Source organism: Nocardia sp. NPDC050406, assembly GCF_044459025.1.
In the GTDB taxonomy this organism is placed as follows: domain Bacteria; phylum Actinomycetota; class Actinomycetes; order Mycobacteriales; family Mycobacteriaceae; genus Nocardia.
On record NZ_JBITIM010000005.1, the window covers coordinates 214,567 to 233,623 of the forward strand.

Annotated in this window: 15 protein-coding genes; 6 read left to right on the forward strand and 9 right to left on the reverse strand. The window is 69.1% G+C overall.

Going from position 1 to position 19,057, the window contains the following annotated elements; translation table 11 throughout:
* Positions 1-6 precede the first annotated feature (6 nt).
* Both ACIBH2_RS32670 and ACIBH2_RS32675 read right to left on the reverse strand, forming a co-directional pair.
* Positions 7-678: a phosphatase PAP2 family protein gene (locus ACIBH2_RS32670; protein ID WP_397124644.1), complete on the reverse strand. Its 672-nt coding sequence runs from the start codon at positions 676-678 to the stop codon at positions 7-9.
* Positions 678-1,310, reverse strand: a complete 633-nt coding sequence (locus ACIBH2_RS32675) for a TetR/AcrR family transcriptional regulator (protein ID WP_397124646.1) — start codon at positions 1,308-1,310, stop codon at positions 678-680. The genes ACIBH2_RS32670 and ACIBH2_RS32675 overlap by 1 nt, the downstream gene beginning before the upstream one ends.
* Before the next feature lie 150 nt (positions 1,311-1,460).
* Between ACIBH2_RS32675 and ACIBH2_RS32680 the strand changes: the two genes are divergently transcribed.
* A complete protein-coding gene (locus tag ACIBH2_RS32680) occupies positions 1,461-2,327 on the forward strand; it encodes an alpha/beta fold hydrolase (protein WP_397124648.1) in 867 nt (288 codons plus the stop codon).
* Positions 2,328-2,368: 41 nt separating this feature from the next.
* A complete protein-coding gene (locus ACIBH2_RS32685) occupies positions 2,369-4,756 on the forward strand; it encodes a beta-glucosidase (RefSeq protein WP_397124650.1) in 2,388 nt (795 codons plus the stop codon).
* Positions 4,757-4,900: 144 nt separating this feature from the next.
* On the opposite strand, the gene ACIBH2_RS32690 is transcribed toward ACIBH2_RS32685, so the two are convergent.
* A complete protein-coding gene (locus tag ACIBH2_RS32690; RefSeq protein WP_397124652.1) occupies positions 4,901-7,156 on the reverse strand; it encodes a bifunctional serine/threonine-protein kinase/ABC transporter substrate-binding protein in 2,256 nt (751 codons plus the stop codon).
* A gap of 223 nt (positions 7,157-7,379) precedes the next feature.
* On the opposite strand from ACIBH2_RS32690, the gene ACIBH2_RS32695 reads away from it, so the two are divergent.
* From ACIBH2_RS32695 to ACIBH2_RS32705, 3 genes are read left to right on the forward strand one after another with little or no spacing between them, the layout of a single operon-like run.
* On the forward strand, positions 7,380-9,704 hold the full coding sequence (locus ACIBH2_RS32695; RefSeq protein WP_397124653.1) for a hypothetical protein: 2,325 nt from the start codon (positions 7,380-7,382) through the stop codon (positions 9,702-9,704).
* A 31-nt stretch (positions 9,705-9,735) separates the two neighbouring features.
* Complete coding sequence (locus tag ACIBH2_RS32700; protein ID WP_397124655.1) at positions 9,736-10,884, forward strand: hypothetical protein; 1,149 nt, start codon at positions 9,736-9,738, stop codon at positions 10,882-10,884.
* Between the two features lie 19 nt (positions 10,885-10,903).
* Positions 10,904-12,364, forward strand: coding sequence for a serine/threonine-protein kinase (locus ACIBH2_RS32705; RefSeq protein ID WP_397124657.1), 1,461 nt, complete (start codon positions 10,904-10,906; stop codon positions 12,362-12,364).
* A gap of 12 nt (positions 12,365-12,376) precedes the next feature.
* Here the strand turns inward: ACIBH2_RS32705 and ACIBH2_RS32710 are convergent, their stop codons facing one another.
* Positions 12,377-12,757 carry a MerR family transcriptional regulator gene (locus ACIBH2_RS32710; protein ID WP_397124659.1) on the reverse strand — a complete coding sequence of 127 codons (381 nt, stop codon included), beginning with the start codon at positions 12,755-12,757 and terminating at the stop codon, positions 12,377-12,379.
* A gap of 28 nt (positions 12,758-12,785) precedes the next feature.
* Here ACIBH2_RS32710 and ACIBH2_RS32715 point away from each other — a divergent pair, with 28 nt between their 5' ends.
* A complete protein-coding gene (locus ACIBH2_RS32715) occupies positions 12,786-13,472 on the forward strand; it encodes a methyltransferase domain-containing protein (protein WP_397124661.1) in 687 nt (228 codons plus the stop codon).
* A gap of 73 nt (positions 13,473-13,545) precedes the next feature.
* Here ACIBH2_RS32715 and der read toward each other — a convergent pair whose 3' ends face one another.
* From der to ACIBH2_RS32740, 5 genes are all read right to left on the reverse strand, one after another.
* Positions 13,546-14,964, reverse strand: a complete 1,419-nt coding sequence (der, locus tag ACIBH2_RS32720; RefSeq protein WP_397124663.1) for a ribosome biogenesis GTPase Der — start codon at positions 14,962-14,964, stop codon at positions 13,546-13,548.
* On the reverse strand, positions 14,961-15,629 hold the full coding sequence (cmk, locus tag ACIBH2_RS32725) for a (d)CMP kinase (protein ID WP_397124705.1): 669 nt from the start codon (positions 15,627-15,629) through the stop codon (positions 14,961-14,963). The genes der and cmk overlap by 4 nt, the downstream gene beginning before the upstream one ends.
* Before the next feature lie 65 nt (positions 15,630-15,694).
* Complete coding sequence (locus ACIBH2_RS32730) at positions 15,695-17,170, reverse strand: pseudouridine synthase (protein ID WP_397124665.1); 1,476 nt, start codon at positions 17,168-17,170, stop codon at positions 15,695-15,697.
* A 17-nt stretch (positions 17,171-17,187) separates the two neighbouring features.
* Complete coding sequence (gene scpB / locus ACIBH2_RS32735) at positions 17,188-17,838, reverse strand: SMC-Scp complex subunit ScpB (RefSeq protein ID WP_397124707.1); 651 nt, start codon at positions 17,836-17,838, stop codon at positions 17,188-17,190.
* Between the two features lie 212 nt (positions 17,839-18,050).
* Positions 18,051-18,977, reverse strand: coding sequence for a segregation and condensation protein A (locus tag ACIBH2_RS32740; protein ID WP_397124709.1), 927 nt, complete (start codon positions 18,975-18,977; stop codon positions 18,051-18,053).
* Positions 18,978-19,057 lie beyond the last annotated feature (80 nt).

A 19,057-nucleotide genomic window follows, 5' to 3' on the forward strand; every position in this document is an offset into this window, starting at 1 on the left:
GCCGAGTCACGGCCGTGCGATCGAGCCCCGCGAACCCGTCACCGCGCTCAACGCAAGGGCCTTCTCGAGCGTCGGCTCCACCTGCCCGTCCTCCCCCACGCCCGCGGCCTCCTCGGCCCGCACCGGCCACCACACCCGCGTGAGCACCGCGATGGCCGACCCCAGGGCCACCCCCGCCAGCACATCGGTGGGCCAGTGCACGCCGACGTGAACCCGCGAGTAGGCCACCGCCGCCGCGACCGGCGCCACCACCGCCGCCGCCCTCGGATACTCGAGTCCGACGCCCACCGTGAACGCCGCCGCCGACGCGGAGTGCCCGGACGGAAACGACGACGACACCGGCGGATTCATCAACCGCCGCACCAGCGGCACCGCCTCCCCCGGCGGCCTGCGCCGCGGGAACAGCGGTTTGGCGACACCGTTCGCCAAACCGCTGGCGATACCCGTCGCCACCAATCCGCGCACCGCCGCGCGCCGCGGCACGGTACCGCCCGCCGCGTACAACGCCAGCCCGGCCGCCATCCACAGTCGATTGTGGTTGGCGCTCACGCTCAGCGTGCGCAGCAACCCATCGGCGGACGTGGGCCGCAAAGCGGCGCTGCGCCGCATGAGCCACCGGTCCGGGCGGCTCACATGGCGACGGACCGGACGGAGTTCTCCCCAAGATCGCCGACGCATCAGTCCAGGCTAACCGCCCCGCCGAGGTCTGGCGAGGTACCGATGGTGCGGATGAGATCGTCGATGTAGGACCGGAAAAGCGCTGCCATATCCACCGTTTCGGGGTCGAGCAGCCATTGCAGCTGCAGGCCGTCCATCATGGCCGCCACCTGCCGGGCTACCGCCCGGGTATCGGTATCGGCGCGAATCGTGCCGTCGGCGACGCCCAACTCGAGGGCGCGCGCCACCAGCTCCGCCAGGGTGCGGTACCGCCGCACCGCCCAGTCGTGCGCGGGATGCTCGTCGGTGACCGCCTCGCCGGTGACCACCGTGAACAGCTGCACCAGACCGGGCACGTGCGTGTTGTGCTCCACCAGCAGCGCCAGCCGCCGCAGCGCGTCGGGGCCGCGCACCTCCTCCCCGAATTCCATGCGCTCGCCGTCGAGGCGGTCGCGGTATTCCAGCACGGCCGCCAACAAGGCCGCTTTGGTCGGAAAGTGATGCAGCAGACCGGGTTGCGACAGCCCGCACAGATCCGCGATCTCGGCCAGCGACGAACCGTGGAAACCGTTCTCGGCGAAGGACTTCAGCGCCACATCGAGAATCAGCTCCTTGCGGGCCTCGCCACGCGGGCGGGAGCGGCGCACGGCCACCGCGGCCTCCTTCCGATCGTCCTGCGGGGGAACAGTAGTCCTCGACTCCGGAGTATCCGGAAATCGCCGACCCGATCACAATATCTCGGATTGATAACATTACCGAGTGCTCACTCGGTTTGCACTGAATGCGCTGGCAGACTCGATGCCATGAGCCAGGCCGCCGACAGCAGCACCGACACCGTCCCACTCACCCTCGACGGCGGCTACGGCGCGCTGGCGGCTCGGGAGGCGGTGCCACCGCCGGGGGTGGCCATGCGCGGCACCGTCGTGCTGGTACCCGGATTCACCGGATCCAAGGAGGATTTCGCGGCCATGCTGCCGCTGCTCGCCGCGGCCGGGTACCGGGCGGTCGCCTACGACCAGCGCGGGCAGTGGGAGTCCGACGGGCCCGACGACATCGACGGCTACACCATGGCGGACTTCTCCGGCGATCTGCTGCGGGTGGTCGATCAGATCTCCGGCGGCGAGCCGGTCCATCTGGTCGGGCATTCCTTCGGCGGCTATGTCGCCCGCGTCGCACTGGTCGCCGCGCCCGCGAAATTCCGGACCCTGACCCTGCTCGCCTCGGGCCCATCCTCGGTGGCGGACATCAACTTTCCGCCGCCGCGACTGGTCGCCCAAGCCGTCGAGGCGGGCGGGCAGGAGTTCATCTGGCAGCAGATGAGCGCCGCGCTCCTCGAGGCCGGGCAGCAGACCGACGCGGCCAAGATGGAGTTCCTGCACAACCGGATCCTGGCCACCAAGAAGGCCAATATTCTCGGGATCCTGCGCGTTATGGAGGTGCCGCCGGTCGCCGATCCGCAGACGCTGCGTGCGACCGACGTACCGATCCTCATCGCCTACGGCGATACCGGCGATCTGTGGAATCCGGAGGTGCACGAGCGCTTCGCCGAGCAGCTCGGGGCACGCCGCGCCGTCTACCCGGGCGTCGGACACCTGCCCAACGAGGACCGCCCCGGCGAGGTGACCGCCGATCTGGTCGCGTTCTGGAGCGACACCGCCGCACGCCAGTAGCCTGATATTTGCCGACAATCGAGAAACGGACGGGGTACCGCATGGACGACCTCATCGAAGACCTACTCGCCAAACTCGACCTGCCGGGCAAGCTGCGCCTGATCTCCGGCGCGGCCATGTTCCGCTTCGCGGGCGATCCCGGTATCGGACTCGACGAGATGCCGGTGTCGGACGGTCCCTCCGGGGTGCGCGGCGAGCACTGGGACGAGCGCGACCCCTCGGTCAGCCTGCCCTCGGGCACGGCCGTCGCGGCCACCTGGAATCCGGAGCTGCTCACCGAGATCGGCGCGCTCATCGCCCACGAGGCGCGGCGCAAGAACGTGTACGCCGTCCTCGGCCCGACCATCAATCTGCACCGATCCCCGCTCGGCGGACGGCATTTCGAATGCTTCTCCGAGGATCCGCTGCTCACCGCCGAGATCGCCAGCGCGTATGTGCGTGCGGTACAGGCACACGGCGTCAGCGCCTGCCCGAAACACTACGTGGCCAACGATTCCGAGACCGACCGCTTCACCGTCGATGTCCGCGCCGACGACCGGACGCTGCGGGAGCTGTACCTGTACCCGTTCGAGCGCACCGTCGAAGCGGGCGCGTGGATGATCATGGACGCCTACAACTCGGTCAATGGCGTCACCATGACCGAGAACGCGCTGCTCGACGAACCACTCAAGGGCTCTTGGGGTTTCGACGGCGTCGTGGTGTCGGACTGGACCGCGGTGCGCTCCACCGACGGTGCCGCGCACGGCACCGATATCGCCATGCCCGGACCGCCGATGCTCTGGGGCGCGCCCCTCGAAGAGGCCGTTCGCGCTGGCGAGGTACCCGAATCGGCCATCGACGACAAGGTGCGGCGCATTCTGCGCTTCGCCACCCGCGTCGGCGCGTTGAACGGAACACCCCAGGCCGCACCGGAATTCACCGAGGCGCAAGCACAGCGGCTGGTGCGTCGCGCCGCCGCCGACGGCATGGTGCTCGTCGCCAATGACGGGGTACTGCCGCTGCGGCCCGAGACGACCGTCGCCCTGCTCGGCCCGAATGCCGCACTGCCGCGCTTCATGGGCGGCGGCAGCGCCACCGTCATCCCGGCGCACACCACCACGCCGGTCGAGGGTCTGGAAGCCGTTCTGCCCGTGCGGCATACGCCGGGCGTGCGTCTGGTGGAGAAGCTCATCCCCGTGCCGATGGACCTGGTCACCGATCCGGAGACCGGCACCGCCGGACTCCGCCTGCGCTACCTCGACGGCGAGACCGTCATCGACACCCAGCACCGCACCGCGGGCAATCTCATGCTCTTCGGCGACCAGAAGGCGGCCGGATCGACCGCCATCGAGATCCAGGCGCGGCTGCGCGCGGACGTGGACGGTGAGTGGCAGATCGGCGTCGGCACCCTCGGACAGGCGCGCCTGGAACTCGACGGCGAGACCGTGCTCGACGAGACCATCACCTTCGAGGGCACCGACCCGGTCGGCGCGATCCTCTACCCGCCACAGCGTTCGGTCAGCCGCACGCTCGCCGAGGGCCAGGAGGTCGAGGTCCGCATCACGGTCGGCACGCCGCCCGCCATCCCCGGGCTCGGCGTGATTCTCGGCCTCACCTTCGGCATCACCCGGCCGCACCGCTCCGAGGACGAGGAGTTCGCCGCCGCGGTCGACTTGGCGAGAACCTCCGATGTGGCCGTCGTGGTGGTCGGCACCACCGAGCAGATCGAATCCGAGGGCTTCGACCGCACCGATTTGAAGTTGCCCGGCCGCCAGGATGAATTGGTCGCGGCCGTGGCCGCGGCGAATCCGCGCACCATCGTGGTGGTGAATTCCGGTGCGCCGGTGGAGATGCCGTGGCGTGACGAGGTGGCGGCGGTGCTGCTGTCCTGGTTCCCCGGGCAGGAGTTCGGCGCTGCCCTGGCCGATGTGCTCACCGGCGCGGCCGAACCCGGCGGCCGCCTGCCCACCACCTGGCCCGAGCGCATGCGGGACGTCCCGGTGCTGGCCACCGCCCCGCAGGCCGACAACGCGCTGCCCTACGACGAGGGTGTGCACATCGGCTACCGGGCGTGGCTGAAATCCGGTGTGGCACCGGCGTATCCGTTCGGCCACGGCCTCGGCTACACCACGTGGTCGCTGGAGGATCTCGCCGTATCCGGACGCACCGCTACGGTGCGGGTCACCAATACCGGTGCTCGCACGGGTAAGCAGGTCATCCAGGCGTATCTGTCCCGTGAGAACAGTGCCGTCGACCGCCCGGTCCGCTGGCTCGCCGGATTCGCCACGGTCACCCTCGATGCGGGCGAATCGCGCACCGTCACAATCGAACTCCCGCAGCGGTCGTTCGAGCACTGGACCGACCAGGGCTGGGCCACCGAGCCGGGCGTCTTCACACTGCATGTCGGCACCTCGGTGACGGCCTTGCCGCTCACCGCCGAAATCGGTTGATCTCCTAGCGGCTTTTCATGTGGTCGGGCGCGTTGATCGTGCCCGGCCACCGCCACGTCGCCTTACATGTTCAGATGCGCATATCCGAGTAAAGGAATGCCAGCTAGCCATACGAGCGCACCGCCGCGTGCCGAGCTGCCCTCGTCACGAGACCTGATACAGCCAGATCCGGGGCTCCACCAACTCGCCCGAGTTCGTCCATTGGTACTCGCGCGCCACACCGGCTCCTCGGTACTCCTGAAGGTAGCTCGTCAGCTCCGCGCGCGTGGTGCGCCCGGACGCTATGCCGCGCAGGACGATTGCGGTCAAGTCGTAGGCCTCGACCGAATAGCGGTCCGGCACTCCCCCGGTGGCGGTCTGGTAGTCGGCGACGAAGCGATCGGTCGGCGGCCCGCACGGGCAGGAGACGATCGCGCCGTTCGCCGCGCTGTCGGCTCCGCTGACCAGATCCGCCAGATAGCCGCCGTCACCGGTGACGAAGGTGGCGCTGACACCGGCGTCGCGGAGCCGCTGCAGCAGTGCCGCCGCCTCGGTGGCGTATCCGGCGTAGAAGACCGCGTCCGGTGCGGCGGCGGCGATGCGGCTCACCGTCGCGGCGAAGTCCGCGCCGGGAGCGAGGGTCTCCGCGCACTCCGGGGCCGCCACGCGCCCCAGACCGGAGGTGACACCGCGCGCCAAGGCGGCACCGTAATCGCTGCCGTCCGCGACCACACAGACGCGCCCGTAGCCCGCCGCGAGGTGTCGGCCCACCGCCGGACCTTGGAGGTCGTCATTGGGCAGACCCCTGAAGAAGCCACGCCAGCCGAGTGTGGCCAGGGTCGGACTGCCCGCGGCGGGCGTCAGGAACGGCAGACCCGCATCGCTGTATATCTGCCCCGCGGCACGCACCTCGCCGGAGAACACCGGGCCGATGAGCGCCACCACCGACTCGTCGGCCACGAGGCGCGAGGCGACCTCGGTGGCGGTGCGCGGATCGGCGGCGCTGTCGAATTCCTGGACGGTGACCGGACATCCGGGGTTCTTCGCGGTGAACTGCTGGACGGCCATGCTGACGCCGCCCAGCACGGGCCCGCCCAGGGCCGCGTTGTCGCCGCTGAGCGGCCCGGTCATGGCGATGGTCAACGGCGCGCAGGTGGCGGCGCCGTCCCCGGCCGGGTCGAGCGCGGCGGCGGGCGGCGCGACCTGCGCGCCCTGCTCGTCGATCGGGCCGAGTGGTTGCAGATTCGGGAACAGCGCGACGTGGGTGTCCACCGCGACGGCCGAGCCGCCGCTCGCGGTGTCGGTGCCCTCGGATCCGGAATCCCTGGTGGCCCACACTATTCCGACGGTGACGGCGAGGACCACGACCAGCCCGATCGCCGCGGTGACCAGCCACCGGGTACGACGACCACCGGAACCGGAGTCCTCTCGCGACTCAACGGCCGATGCTCCGGCGGCAGGACCGGTACTCGGCGGCGGAACGGCGTCGACGATCGTTGTTCGACTCGAGGGCGGGCCTGCCGTGGCGGCGATGTCGGGCTGGGTGACGGGTATGGGGGCGACGATGGACGAGGGAGCGGTGACGGTGGCGTCCTGGACCGCCCGCAGCGCGGCGGCGGCGAAATCGGCGCAGGTACGGAAGCGGTCGTCCGGGCGTTTGGCCAGGGCCCGAGCCAGGACGGCGTCCAGCGCCGACGGCAGTATCGGGCGACGGGCGCTGACCGAGGGCGGCGGCTGGTGCAGGTGCCCGGCGATGACAGCTACCACATCGTCGGATTCGAAGGGCGTTGTCCCGGTGAGCAGCCAGAACAGCGTGCAGGCCAACGAGTATTGATCGGAACGATGGTCCAGTCCCTGCCCGGAGAGCTGCTCCGGCGAGGCGTACGCCATGGTGGCGGTGAGGGTGCCGGTGCGGGTCAGGTTCTTGGTGTCGTCGCGCAGCCGTCCGATCCCGAAGTCCGTCAACAGCACTCGTTCGCCGTGTCCCGGGCTCGGCCGCGCCAGCATGATGTTCGCGGGCTTCACATCCCGGTGCAGTACACCCACCTCGTGCGCGTAGTCGAGTGCCTTCGCGGTCTCGCCGACAATGAACACCGCGCGTTGCGGCGCCAGCCGCGCCGGATCGAGCGTCGACACATCGACGCCGTCGACGTACTGCATGGCGATCCATAGCCGCCCGCCGTCCACGCCCCGGTCGTACACCGACACCACATTCGGGTGGTCCAGGCGGGCCACCAGATCCGCTTCCCGCTCGAACCGGGCCCGAATCTCGCCGTCCTCCGCGAAATCCCGTCGCAGCACCTTCACCGCGATGGATCGCGGCAGGCGGGGGTGGCGGGCCAGGTACATCTCCCCCATCCCGCCGCGCCCGATCTGCCGCTCGATCACGTACCCGGCGAATTCCTCACCAACGCGCAGCATTCGGCCCCCTCGCACTTCAGGACTGTTCGAAACGGTACTCCGGTCGCGGTGTCGGTAGGCCCGCATCCGCAGCACCGAAAACGGACCAATCAGACCGATTTCGGGTGTGTGCGGAGCCGGAGGCGCGTGGTGGTCGGCACGTCGCGGCCCGACCGGTCGGGTGGGTTCGTGCGGTCGGCTGCGGTAATGTGCCTCTCGTCTGTGGGGGTGAGGAAGAGTGCACGTGGGGACCGTCATGCGCGTTGTCGCGGTATGCCTAGTGGCGGTATTCGTAACAGGTTGTGGCGCAACGATTTCGGGCAATCCGGTGCGCCAGGGTACCTCTGTTCACGGCCTCGACGTCGGGAACTATCAGACCACGCCGCGGCTGATCGGCCATGCGACCTATGACAAGCAGGCGCGCATTCGGGAGTCCCAGCGTTTGGGTGATTTCGTCGCGGTGCCGTTCGAGATCGATCCGGTGTATGCCCAGGAATGCACGGGCGGGCTGCGACCCCATATCGTGGTGAACCGCAAGGGCCTCGGCGATCTGGTCATCAATGACACCTTCGACGACGTGGCCGCCGATCTGCGTGCCGGGTGGGTCAATACCTGGTGCTCGGCCAGCGAAACCCAGGACAAGTACCTCACCCTGAATCTGGCCGTCCTGCAATTTCCCGATGCCGCGACGGCGGCGCGGGTAGGGCCGACGCTCGAACACGACGACTTCACCTACAACATCGACAATCAGCCGGTCACACTGGCGAAATACCCTGAGGCGCGGGCGCATTGGCGGCCACAAGTGAACTCCATCGGGGTATGGGCGGTGCACGAGCGGTTCGTCGTCTTCCTCCGGATCGTCGACGATACGACGGCCCCGGATCTGGCGGTGCTGACCGCGCGGGCCGAGCGCGCGCTGGAAGTCCAACTGCCGCTGTTGGATCAGTACCGGCCGACGCCCGACGCGGAGTTCGCCACCATCGCGCTCGATCCGGAGGGCCTGCTCGGACGGACGCTGCCGTCGGACCCCACGACGACGGGTCAGCGGAATCCCGACGGTGTGTACACGGGGCGCGGGGCATTGGTGGGGCTCGACGCCACCAGCCTCGACTTCCTGACCGTGGGCGAGGTCGATCAGATCGCCTACGGCGAGACGCGAGTGTTCCGCAGCCGGACCGCCAAAGGCGCACTCGCGCTGTGGAACATGTGGGAGCAGACGGAGGGGGATCTGCCACCGAACCAGCGCATCATCGATGCCCCGCCCGGGCTCGGCGAGCACACCGTCTGTTTCGAGAAGACGATGACCGATGGCGCGGTGGTGACCGCGCAGTGCAATTTCCAGGTCGACCGGTTCAATGTGGCGGTCGGCGCCAACAATCGGGCGAGCCTCTACCAACAGGCGGCCGCGCAATATGTGCTGTTGACCTCCGCCGCGACGCCGGAACCCGACGCCGCCCCGGAGCCCTCCTCCGATCCGGCGACTCTGGAAGTCGGCCCGTTCCCCAAGTCCCCCAGTGACTTTCGACCGGCGTTCGACAGCGTCGACGAGGTGTACAACATCGAGTCGCGACGGATGCTGAACTATCTGGCCAACCCCTTCGACGTCGATCCGGAGCTGCCCGTACTCGCCAAGGTGGCCGTGCTCGAACCGAATTCGCAAACCTTCTCGGCGACGGGTGCGCTACCCGCGGCCTGGCTGCCCATCGCGCAACGCCATCGCATGATCGGGGGTGTGCTCACCGGCCGCACCAATGGGAGCCTGCGCGCGGCGAAGTCCATGACCCTCGCGGTCTTGCGGTTCCCCAGCGAGCAGGCCGCACGGTCGGCGATGGACGAATTCTCCTCGGCCGGTGAACAACCCGGGCGCGCGCCGATCCGACTCGACATTCCGGATGCGCGCGCCTTCACGATCGCCGATACCCAAGGACAGGCGTTCACCGTGTCGGGCGGCTATGTCGTGGTGGGGCGGGCCACCATCGCGCAACCGGATGCCACCGCCGTGTCCGATCGATTGACATCGCTGATGCGGGCGCAGCTGTCGGCGATGCGGGATCTCGTCCCGACACCGTTGACCGAGATCCTCGACCTGCCGCGCGATCGGGACGCGATGATGCGCTTGGCGCTGCCGAAGACGGCGGACAGCGAACTGTCCGACACCCTCAGCACCGAACTCTACGGACTCTACGACGCGGCGGCGCGGCTGCATTTCGAACAGGACGCCGGGCTGATGCGAAAGGTGTTCGCCGACACCGGCGTCGACCTCGTCGCCCATCACGTCGGCACCGTCTACCGGGCCCGCGATCACGGCGCGGCGGTACGACTGCAAGAGGCCCTGACGGTGCTCGGCCGCAATGACGAACTGATAGCGAATCCACCGGGGATCCCCAACGCCCGGTGCATGCGGCTCTATGACGATGAGCCGCTGCGCGACCAGGACTTCCGCTGTGCCGTCGTGTACGACCGCTATGTCGCGGTGGTCGGCGCGCAGACCCTCGGGGCCGCACGGATGCCGCAGACGTTCTATCAGCAGGTGGCGGCGCAGTACTCGATCCTGACGCAGGCGGGGTGAGCGAGCTGTGGTGAAGCACTGGGGATTTCGCATGTCACGAGTCGCCGTCACGGCGCTGGCGATCACGCTGCTCGCGGCCGGATGCGGCTCCGACCGGGAACCGGCCGCCGCATCGGTCGACGAGAAGGCGCTGAACTGGGGCAATTATCCGACGGTACCGAGGGATATGGCCGCCCTCGCCGACGCGGAGTCCGGGGCGGTCCAGGAGTCCATCCGGCTGGCCGAGCACGTACCGCTGCCGATGGAGATCGACAGCCGCCTGACCGCCCGCCAGAGCGCGAGCGCGCTGACCCCGTCCAGCCTGCCCAATGTCAAGGGGTTCGCCAGCGGCGCACCCGGATTGGTGGCGGGCTGGCAGACCTTCGCGCAGCGGGGCTCCGACGCGGCGCTCGGGCTCGACCTGTCGGTCTCGCACAGTATCGCGCGGTTCGACAGCCGCGAGCACGCGGTGCGGGCCATGAACTTCATGGCCGATACGGTCGATCCCGAGTACCCGAATCAGGGACCGCTGACGGTGCCCGGATACGGCGATGCGCGGGCGGTGCTGGGCTTCCTCGACGCGGTCAAGGTGTGGCTGGCCTACGACGACTACGTCATCTGGCTGCGGCTCTCCCATCAGATCGCCGCACCCGACGGTCCGGCCCCACTGCTCGATCTGGCCGAACGCCTGATCGACAAGCAAATCGAACTGCTGCGGAGCTACCAACCCACCCCGGTCGACCGGCTCGGCGAGGTCCCGGCCGATATCGACGGCCTGCGCGGTCGCGCGCTACCCGACGACAACCAGCGCCTGCGGGTCAAGTCCGGAATCTATTCCGCGCGTGCGGCATTGCACACCCAAACCGATCCCGGGCGTTCGCGGCGCGCGTTCACCGAGGCCGGTGTCGATCTCGTCGCCACCGAGTACGCCACCCTCTACCGGACCGCCGGAGCCGACGAGGCACGCGGGCTGGCGGCGAACTTCCTCGCGGAGCTCTCCGCCAAATACACCGCCGCCGACAGCCCGCTCGGATTGCCGACGGCCCAATGCCTGCGCATCACCGATCCGGAGTCCTACGCGAACCCCCATGTCTGCTATCTGGTCTACGACCGCTACGTGGCGGAGGTCTATGCCACGCAGCAGCAGGACCTGCATCAACGAGTCTCGGCACAGTACCTCTTGCTCGCCCACGGGCAGTGACACACCCTAGGAGAACCGAATGCCGTTGCGGCCCGGCACAATCGTGGGCGGCTACCGGGTGGTCGAGACCCTCGGCAGCGGCGGTATGGGCTCGGTGTACCTGGTGCGCAACCCGGTCCTGCCGCGCCGCGACGCGCTGAAGGTGCTGCGAACGGACCTGTCCAGCAATCCCGAGTACCGGGCGCGGTTCGAGCGCGAGGCGAATCTGTCCGCGGCCCTGGACCATCCGAATATCGTGAAGGTGTACAGCCGCGGCGAGACCGACGGTCAGCTGTGGATCAGCATGCAGTACGTGCCCGGCACCGATGCGGCCGAGGAGGCGGCCCGGGGACCGTCGGTCATGACACCGCCACGGGCGCTGCACATCATCGGTGAGATCGGCAAGGGCCTGGACTACGCGCACCGGCACGGCCTGCTGCACCGCGACGTCAAACCCGCCAACTTCCTGCTCTCCCACGACGGAGACGTCGAGCGGGTGCTGCTCACCGACTTCGGTGTCGCCAAATCCACCAGTGACGCACAGGAACTCACCGCCACCGGTAATTTCCTCGCCACCATGGCGTACGCGGCGCCGGAACAGCTGCTCGGCGAGCGGCTGGACCACCGCGTCGACATCTACAGTCTCGGTTGCTCGTTCGTGAAACTGCTCACCGGTGACCTGCCCTTCCCGGAGACCACACCGGCCTTGATGACCATGAGCCACCTGTACAAGGCCCCACCCGCGGTCAGTGCCCGGCGGCCCGACCTGCCGCCCGCCCTGGACCGGGTGATCGCGAAGGCCATGGCCAAGGATCCCGACGACCGCTACGACAACTGCCGGGAGTTCGTGCTCGATGCCGAGACCGCGCTACGCGGCGGGGAGCCGGAACAGGTCGCGGCGCGACCGGTGCGCAATCGCCGTGTCCCGGGCGACGATTCGCGACCGGACAGGCCGCGCTCGCGTCGGCGCGGGGTCGTGTTCGGTGCCGCCGCCGTGCTACTCGTTCTCGCCGCTGTCGCCGCGTTCCTGGTCGGCCCGGACGTGTTCGGTCGCGACCGCGCTCCGGCCGAGGAGATCGCGCGGGTCCGCGCCGAGCACCCCGAATTCAGCGGTAAGACCGTGGCGGCGTTCGACTTCCGCGACTCCGCGCTCGCGGTGTATCTCGATCCGACCGATCAGGTGAAGTTCTTGCAGGACATCGGTTTCCGCTACAGCACCGAATACCGCTCGAGCGCGGGCGAACAGTCTCCGCGCCCGCTGTCGGACTCCTTCGCCCTGCCCTCCGGCCTCGACGTCATCGTCATCGTCCGCTCCGACAAACAGGCCGGGAACGGCGGATTGCGCGGGCTGCCATCGATATTCACCTCGCGGCTCGCCAGCGACGCCAAGCTGGTGGTCCTCGACGCGCAACCGGCGGTCGGGGCCTTCCGCGACTGGTCCGAGGATTCGGCGCACACGCTGATCGCGGACCTGGTGCCCGCCATCGCCAAGGTGCTCTGAGGAATTCGCGGTTCAGGGCCGCGGCGGAATCCGCTCGGCGAGCAATCCCTGGAAGTGCGGGCACGCCATGATGTCGTCGTGCGTGCAGTCGCCCTCGAGCAGGTGCAGCGCCGCTTGGGCCGAGGCGATCTGGGCGAGCAGGCGCTCGCGGTGACGGCCGATCACCTCCCGGCGGGCAGTGGCCGACCCGGCGGCCAGCATGGTCCTGATATCCGCGAGGCCGAAGCCCGCCTCCTTGGAGAGCAGAATCGCCGCCACCCGCTGGAGATCCGCCTCGGTGTAGCGGCGACGGTCACCCGCGCGGGCCGGGGTGAGCAGCCCTTCCGCTTCCCAATGCCGCAGCACATGCGTCGGCAACCCGAACCGAGCCGCCACCTCACCGATTGACTTCATCCCAACATTAAGTCGCACACTGGCGGACATGTCCACACTGCTTACTCTGCTCGATGCCATCGACGACCTGCCACAGGTCCGGGACCTGCGCGAACGCACCTACGACGGGCTCGGCGACACCGTCGTCGACGTGGGCTGCGGCGGCGGCCGCGCCGTCGGCGAGCTGGCCGCCCGCGGCGTGCGCGCCATCGGCGTGGATCTCGACCCCGCCATGATCGACAGCGCCCGCGAACGGTGGTCCGCGGGCGAATTCCACCTCGCCGACGCCACCGCCCTCCCCCTCGACGACGGCTCGGTCACCGGCTACCGCGCCGACAAAGTCCTGCACGCCCTCGACGAGCCCGAACGGGCGGTCGCCGAAGCCCGCCGGGTACTGGCGGTCGACGGCCGCGCGGTACTCGTCGGCCAGGACTGGGACGCCATTGTCATCGACTCCGACGACCCCGACCGCACCCGCGCCCTGGTCCACGCCCGCGCCGACCGCATGCCCCATCCCCGCATCGCCCGCCGCTACCGAAACCTGCTGCTGGACAACGGTTTCACCGACGTCACCCTCGAAGTCCACACCATCGTCTGGACCGACGCCACCGCCCTGCCCCTGCTGGCCAATATCGGCGGCGAGGGTCCCTGGCTCGACGCCCTGTCCACCCGCGCCCACCAGGACCGCCTCCTGGTAGCCGTCCCCTTCTTCCTCGCCGCCGGAACCCGCGCCTGAACACGGCACGAGGGGGCACCTATGGCGGCGGCCTCTCGGCCGATACCGCCACCGGTGCCCCCTCGCGGGTGAATTACTTCTTGCGGTCCCGCTTTTCGCGGACTCGGACGTTCACTCGGACGGGAGAGCCGTCGAAGTTGAACTCCTCGCGCAGGCGGCGTTCCAGGAAGCGGCGGTAGCCCGCCTCCAGGAAGCCGGTGGTGAAGAGGACGAACGTCGGGGGTCGGGTGGACGCCTGGGTGGCGAACAGGACGCGCGGGAGACGGCCGCCGCGCATGGGCGGCGGGGTCGCCGCGACGACCTCCTTGAGCCAATTGTTCAGGCGGCCGGTGGAGATGCGCTTGTCCCACGAGTCCAGCGCGGTTTCCATTGCCGGAACCAGCTTTTGGACGGCGCGGCCGGTGTGGGCGGAGATGTTCACCCGCAGCGCCCACTGGACCTGCACCATCTCCCGCTCGATCTCGCGTTCGAGCATGTGGCGGCGGTCCTCGTCGACCAGATCCCACTTGTTGTAGGCGATCACGAGGGCACGGCCCGCGTCGGCGACCATACTGATGACGCGCAGATCCTGTTCGGTGACCGGCTGCGAGGCATCGATGAGCATGACGGCCACCTCGGCGGCCTCCAGCGCCGAGCGGGTGCGCAGCGAGGCGTAGTACTCGTGGCCGCTGGCATTGCCGACCTTGCGGCGCAGACCGGCGGTATCCACGAAACGCCAAGGCTTGCCGCCCAATTCGACCAGGGAGTCGACCGGGTCGACGGTGGTGCCCGCGACATCGTGGACCACCGAGCGCTCGTAGCCCGAGAGCTTGTTCAGCAGTGAGGATTTGCCGACGTTCGGTTTGCCGATCAGGGCCACGCGCCGCGGACCGCCGAGACCGCCGGTGCCCTCGCGCGGGGTCTCCGGCAGCACCGCGAGCAGGTCGTCGAGCAGGTCGCCGGTGCCGCGGCCGTGCGTGGCCGAGACCATGCGCGGCTCACCCAGGCCCATGGACCACAGCGCCGCCGCGTCGGCCTCGATCTTCTGGTCGTCGACCTTGTTGGCGACCAGGATGACCGGGGTCTTGGAGCGGCGCAGCACCTTCGCCACCGCCTCGTCGGTGGCGGTCGCGCCGACCGTGGCGTCCACCACCACCAGAATCGCGTCGGCGGTCTGCATGGCGATCTCGGCCTGCCGGGCCACCGACTGCTGCAAGCCCTTGGCGTCGGGCTCCCAACCGCCGGTGTCCTGAACCAGGAATTTGCGTCCGGCCCAGTTGGCTTCGTAGCTGATGCGGTCGCGGGTGACGCCCGGAATATCCTCGACCACCGCTTCGCGACGGCCCAGAATGCGGTTCACCAGCGTGGATTTGCCGACGTTGGGGCGGCCGACAATGGCCACCGTGGGCATCGGGATGTGTTCGGCCTCGTCGTGTTCTCCGGCGAGTTCGGCCAGCTCCCAATCGGTTTCGTCGGTCCAGATGCCGTCTCCGGCGAAAGTGTCCTGGGTCACTGCGCACCTCCTGCCGAAATCTGCTGCCGCACAACGCGATACAGCTCGTCGATAACCTCGTCCATGGTGAGGTCGCTGGTGTCGACCAGCACCGCGTCCTCGGCCGGGCGCAGCGGGGACACCTTGCGGGTGGAGTCGAGGTTGTCGCGGCGCTGCACATCGGCGAGCACCGCCTCGAAATCGTCACCGCGCCCCTCGGCGATGTTCTGCGCATTGCGCCGCGACGCCCGGGCCTCGGCGGAGGCGGTCAGATAGATCTTCACATCGGCGTCGGTGAGCACGACGGTGCCGATATCGCGGCCCTCCACCACGATTCGGCCCGAGGTCGCCGCGATATCGCGCTGCAGCGACACGAGCTGTTCGCGCACCTCGGGCACCGCGGAGACGGCCGAGACCGCCTTGGTGACCTCGTTGCCGCGAATCTCCGACGACACGTCCTCACCGTCGAGCTCGATGACCTCGCGGCTGGGATCGGTGCCGATGGACAGTGGCAGCTCCTTCACCGCAGCCACGATGGCCTCGGCGTCGGCGAGGTCCACGCCGCTGCGCAGCACGCGCAGGGTCGCGACCCGGTACATGGCGCCGGTGTCGAGGTAGCGGGCACCGAGGCGGGTGGCCAGTCGGCGCGACACGCTGGACTTGCCGGTGCCGGACGGGCCGTCCATGGCCACGACGAGCGGCGCGCCGCCGGTCGACACATCCTCGGTCACGATCGCACTCCCCACACTGTTCACAACGACACCGCCTCGTAGAGCTTCCCGATTTCGTCCCGACCCAGCACCCGCAGCGTGCCGGGGCGCTGATCACCCAGGGCGACGGGACCGATATGCGTGCGCACCAGCGCCGTCACCGGATGACCGACGGCGGCGAGCAGGCGGCGGACGATGTGCTTGCGACCCTCGTGCAGCACGATCTTCACCAGCGACTTGCCCTCGCCGACCTCCAGCACCTGGAACCGGTCGACCTTCGCGGGGCCGTCGTCGAGTTCCACGCCGTTGCGCAGCTGCTTGCCGATATCGCGGTTGTGCACCTCACCGTTCACCGTCGCCAGATATGTCTTGGATACCTCGAAGGAGGGGTGCATCAAACGGTGCGCGAGATCGCCGTCATTGGTCAGCAACAGCAGGCCCTCGGTATCGGCGTCGAGACGGCCGACGTGGAACAGGCGCTGCCCGGCCATGACTCGCTCGGCGACGATATCGCCGACACACGGGCGGTTCATCTCGTCGGACATGGTGGACTGCCAGCCCTTGGGCTTGTTCAGCGCCAGGTAGACCTGTTCGTTGCGGACGACCACGCGCATACCGTCGACGCGCACCACGGCGTTCTCCGGGTCGATGCGCAGCCCCTGCTCGGTCACGACGCTGCCGTCGACCTCCACGCGGCCCGCCGCGATCAGATCCTCGGCCGCGCGCCGCGAGGCGACACCGGCCTTGGCGAGCACCTTCTGCAAACGCTCACCCTCGCCCCACGGCAGCTTCTTCGGACCCTGCGATTCGGATTCGACGTACTGGCGACGGGCGGGCTTGGCATTGTTGAGCACCGGGCCGGAGGTGATGACACGCTGCGGCTTCGGCTTCTTGGACTTTCCGGTGGGGGCGTTGGTCTTCGCGGCGGGCGAGGTCGTCGGGGCGAAGGGGCGGCCGCCGCCGATCCGGCCGCGCGCGCCGCCGATGTGATGGTCGCCCTGGCGGGAACGGTCACCGCCACGGTCGAAACCACCGCGGGTATCCGCGCCACGCGAACCGCCACGATTGTCGAAGCCGCGCGAGCGATCACCGCGGGCGTCGAAGCCCCGCGAACCGCCACGGGGATCCGCGCCCCGCGAGCCGCCGCGCTGGTCGAAGCCGCGCGAGCGGTCGCCGCCACGCGGGTCGGTGCCGCGTGCATCGAAACCACGGGAGCCGCGGGCATCCGCGCCGCGGGCTGCGCCCCGGGTGTCGAAGCCACGGGAGCGATCGCCGCCACGTGCGTCGAAGCCGCGCGAATCCTGTCCGCGCGAAGGGTTTCCGCGTCCGGCCGTGCCGCGCGCATCTCGCGAGTCCCACGAGCGGTCGCCGCGAGCCGCAGCGCCCCGCGTCGGCGTCGCGCCGCGCGATGGGTTCGAGCCCTGTCCAGCGCGGCCGCGGGCCGAGCCGCCGCGAGGCGGTTCGAAACCACGTTTCCTACGATCCGGTGTGCCATCTCGGCGAGCGGGTGTATTCACGTTGTCCTAATTTCAGTTCATTCATCGGTGCCGAGGTCGATATCCGACTCGGCCGGTTTCCTCAGCCTGGTGTACCGGGGGTCGGTCTCCAGGCTCTCGTTGATCTCGTCGATCAGATCCACCCCCGGAAGCAGGGGCGCCAACGGCGGGAGATCGGTCAGCGACGCGAGGCCGATCCGTTCCAGGAACAGTTCGGTGGTGACATACAAGGTGCCGTTGGTCTCCGGGTCGGCCCCGGATTCCGAGATCAGACCTCGCGCCAGCAGGGTCCGGATCACGCCGTCCACATTCACGCCTCGGACCGCACTCACCCGTGCTCGCGTAACCGGTTGACGATAGGCGATCACGGCCAGTGTTTCCAAGGCGGCGCGGGTCAGCTTCGATCTTGCGCCATCCAACAGCATACGTTCCACGTACGGGGCGAACTCCGCGCGTGTGTAGTAACGCCAGCCGTCGCCGACGTATCTGAGATCCATGCCACTGCGGCGGGCGGTGAGTTCGGCCGACATCTCGCGCAGGGTGCGCTCGACGCGAGCGGGGGTGTCCTCCAGCGCGGACGCCAGCAGATCGGCGGGGGCGGGGGCGTCGACGACCAACAGCATGGCCTCGAGGGCGGCGCGGAATTCGTCCTCGTCGAGGTGGTCGGCGGGGTCGTCGTCGAAGAGCATCCGCTGGTCGGGGCCGTCGGACGGGTCCGTCGCGGGGGTGGCCGAATCATCGGCGGGCTCCTCGTGCGACGCCGTCGGTTCGTCGGCCGCGGTGCTCGACTCGTCGGCCGAGGTCGCGGAATCCTCGGCTGGTGCGACCGCGTCGCCGGACTCTTCGCCCGGTGCCGCCGTGTCGATCGGGGTCTCCTCGCCAGTGGGGTCGATCACCTCGGTCACCCGTACTCCTCGTCGCTGATGGTGTCGTAGATCGCACCGCCGGTCTCCCGTGCCGCGCTGAGATCGCCGGTCCAGCTGACGGCCAGCGGGCCGAGTGGATCGGGTTGTTCGAATTCGATATTGCGGCCTCGGTAGAGCTCGAGCAGGGCCAGGAAGCGCGCCACGATCTGCACCGGCAGTTCACAGCCCACGATGAGTTCGTGGAAGGTGGTCCAGTTGCCGGGGCCCTTGGCCTTCAACATCTCCAGGACCAGCGCGGCCTGTTCGGCCACCGAGATGGCGTGCTGGTGAATGTGGTCGATGCCGACCTTCGGGGTGGGACGCGGGCGGAAGGCGGCCGCCGCGACCTCGGCGAATCCGTGCGCGTCGACGCCCAGGGTGACATCAGGCAGCAGCTCCAGGAACCGGTCCTCGAGCGAGACCGCGCGCGGATAGCGTTGCAGCGCGGCGGCTTCCAGTTCGGCGAGGAGTTCGGCGACCTGCTTGAACGCGCGGTACTGCAGCAGGCGCGCGAAGAGCAGGTCGCGGGCTTCCAGGAGTTCCAGATCGTCCTCGTCGGAGACCTCGCCGGAGGGCAGCAGGCGCGCGGCCTTGAGGTCGAGCAGGGTCGCGGCCACCACCAGGAACTCGGTGGTCTGGTCCAGCACCTTGTCGGCGCGCAGTCCGCTCTTGTCGGCCTGCGCGGTCAACGCCTTGGTGTAGGCGATGAATTCGTCGGTCACCTTGTGCAGCGCGACCTCGGTGACGTCGAGGCGGCGCGAGCTGATGAGCTGGAGCAGCAGATCGAAGGGGCCCTCGAAATTGCTCAGCCGCAGATGGAATTTGCCCGACTTGTCCGAATCCTCGGTGGGGGCAGGGGTATCCGACGGCACCGCGGAGGCGGCGATATCGGTGAGGACGGTGGTTCCGGAGTCCGCGGCGATATCGTCCACCACCGAATCCGTGCTCTCGGCATCGCCTCTCGCGATGTCCTCGACCACCGAGCCCGCGCCGGTCTCCTCGG

Excerpts from the sequence above, each read along its gene's own strand:
- ACIBH2_RS32670 (WP_397124644.1), bottom strand. The coding sequence starts at position 678 with ATGCGTCGGCGATCTTGGGGAGAACTCCGTCCGGTCCGTCGCCATGTG.
- ACIBH2_RS32680 (WP_397124648.1), top strand. The coding sequence starts at position 1,461 with ATGAGCCAGGCCGCCGACAGCAGCACCGACACCGTCCCACTCACCCTC.
- ACIBH2_RS32685 (WP_397124650.1), top strand. The coding sequence starts at position 2,369 with ATGGACGACCTCATCGAAGACCTACTCGCCAAACTCGACCTGCCGGGC.
- ACIBH2_RS32690 (WP_397124652.1), bottom strand. The coding sequence starts at position 7,156 with ATGCTGCGCGTTGGTGAGGAATTCGCCGGGTACGTGATCGAGCGGCAG.
- ACIBH2_RS32700 (WP_397124655.1), top strand. The coding sequence starts at position 9,736 with ATGTCACGAGTCGCCGTCACGGCGCTGGCGATCACGCTGCTCGCGGCC.
- ACIBH2_RS32705 (WP_397124657.1), top strand. The coding sequence starts at position 10,904 with ATGCCGTTGCGGCCCGGCACAATCGTGGGCGGCTACCGGGTGGTCGAG.
- ACIBH2_RS32710 (WP_397124659.1), bottom strand. The coding sequence starts at position 12,757 with ATGAAGTCAATCGGTGAGGTGGCGGCTCGGTTCGGGTTGCCGACGCAT.
- ACIBH2_RS32715 (WP_397124661.1), top strand. The coding sequence starts at position 12,786 with ATGTCCACACTGCTTACTCTGCTCGATGCCATCGACGACCTGCCACAG.
- cmk (WP_397124705.1), bottom strand. The coding sequence starts at position 15,629 with ATGGACGGCCCGTCCGGCACCGGCAAGTCCAGCGTGTCGCGCCGACTG.
- scpB (WP_397124707.1), bottom strand. The coding sequence starts at position 17,838 with ATGCTCTTCGACGACGACCCCGCCGACCACCTCGACGAGGACGAATTC.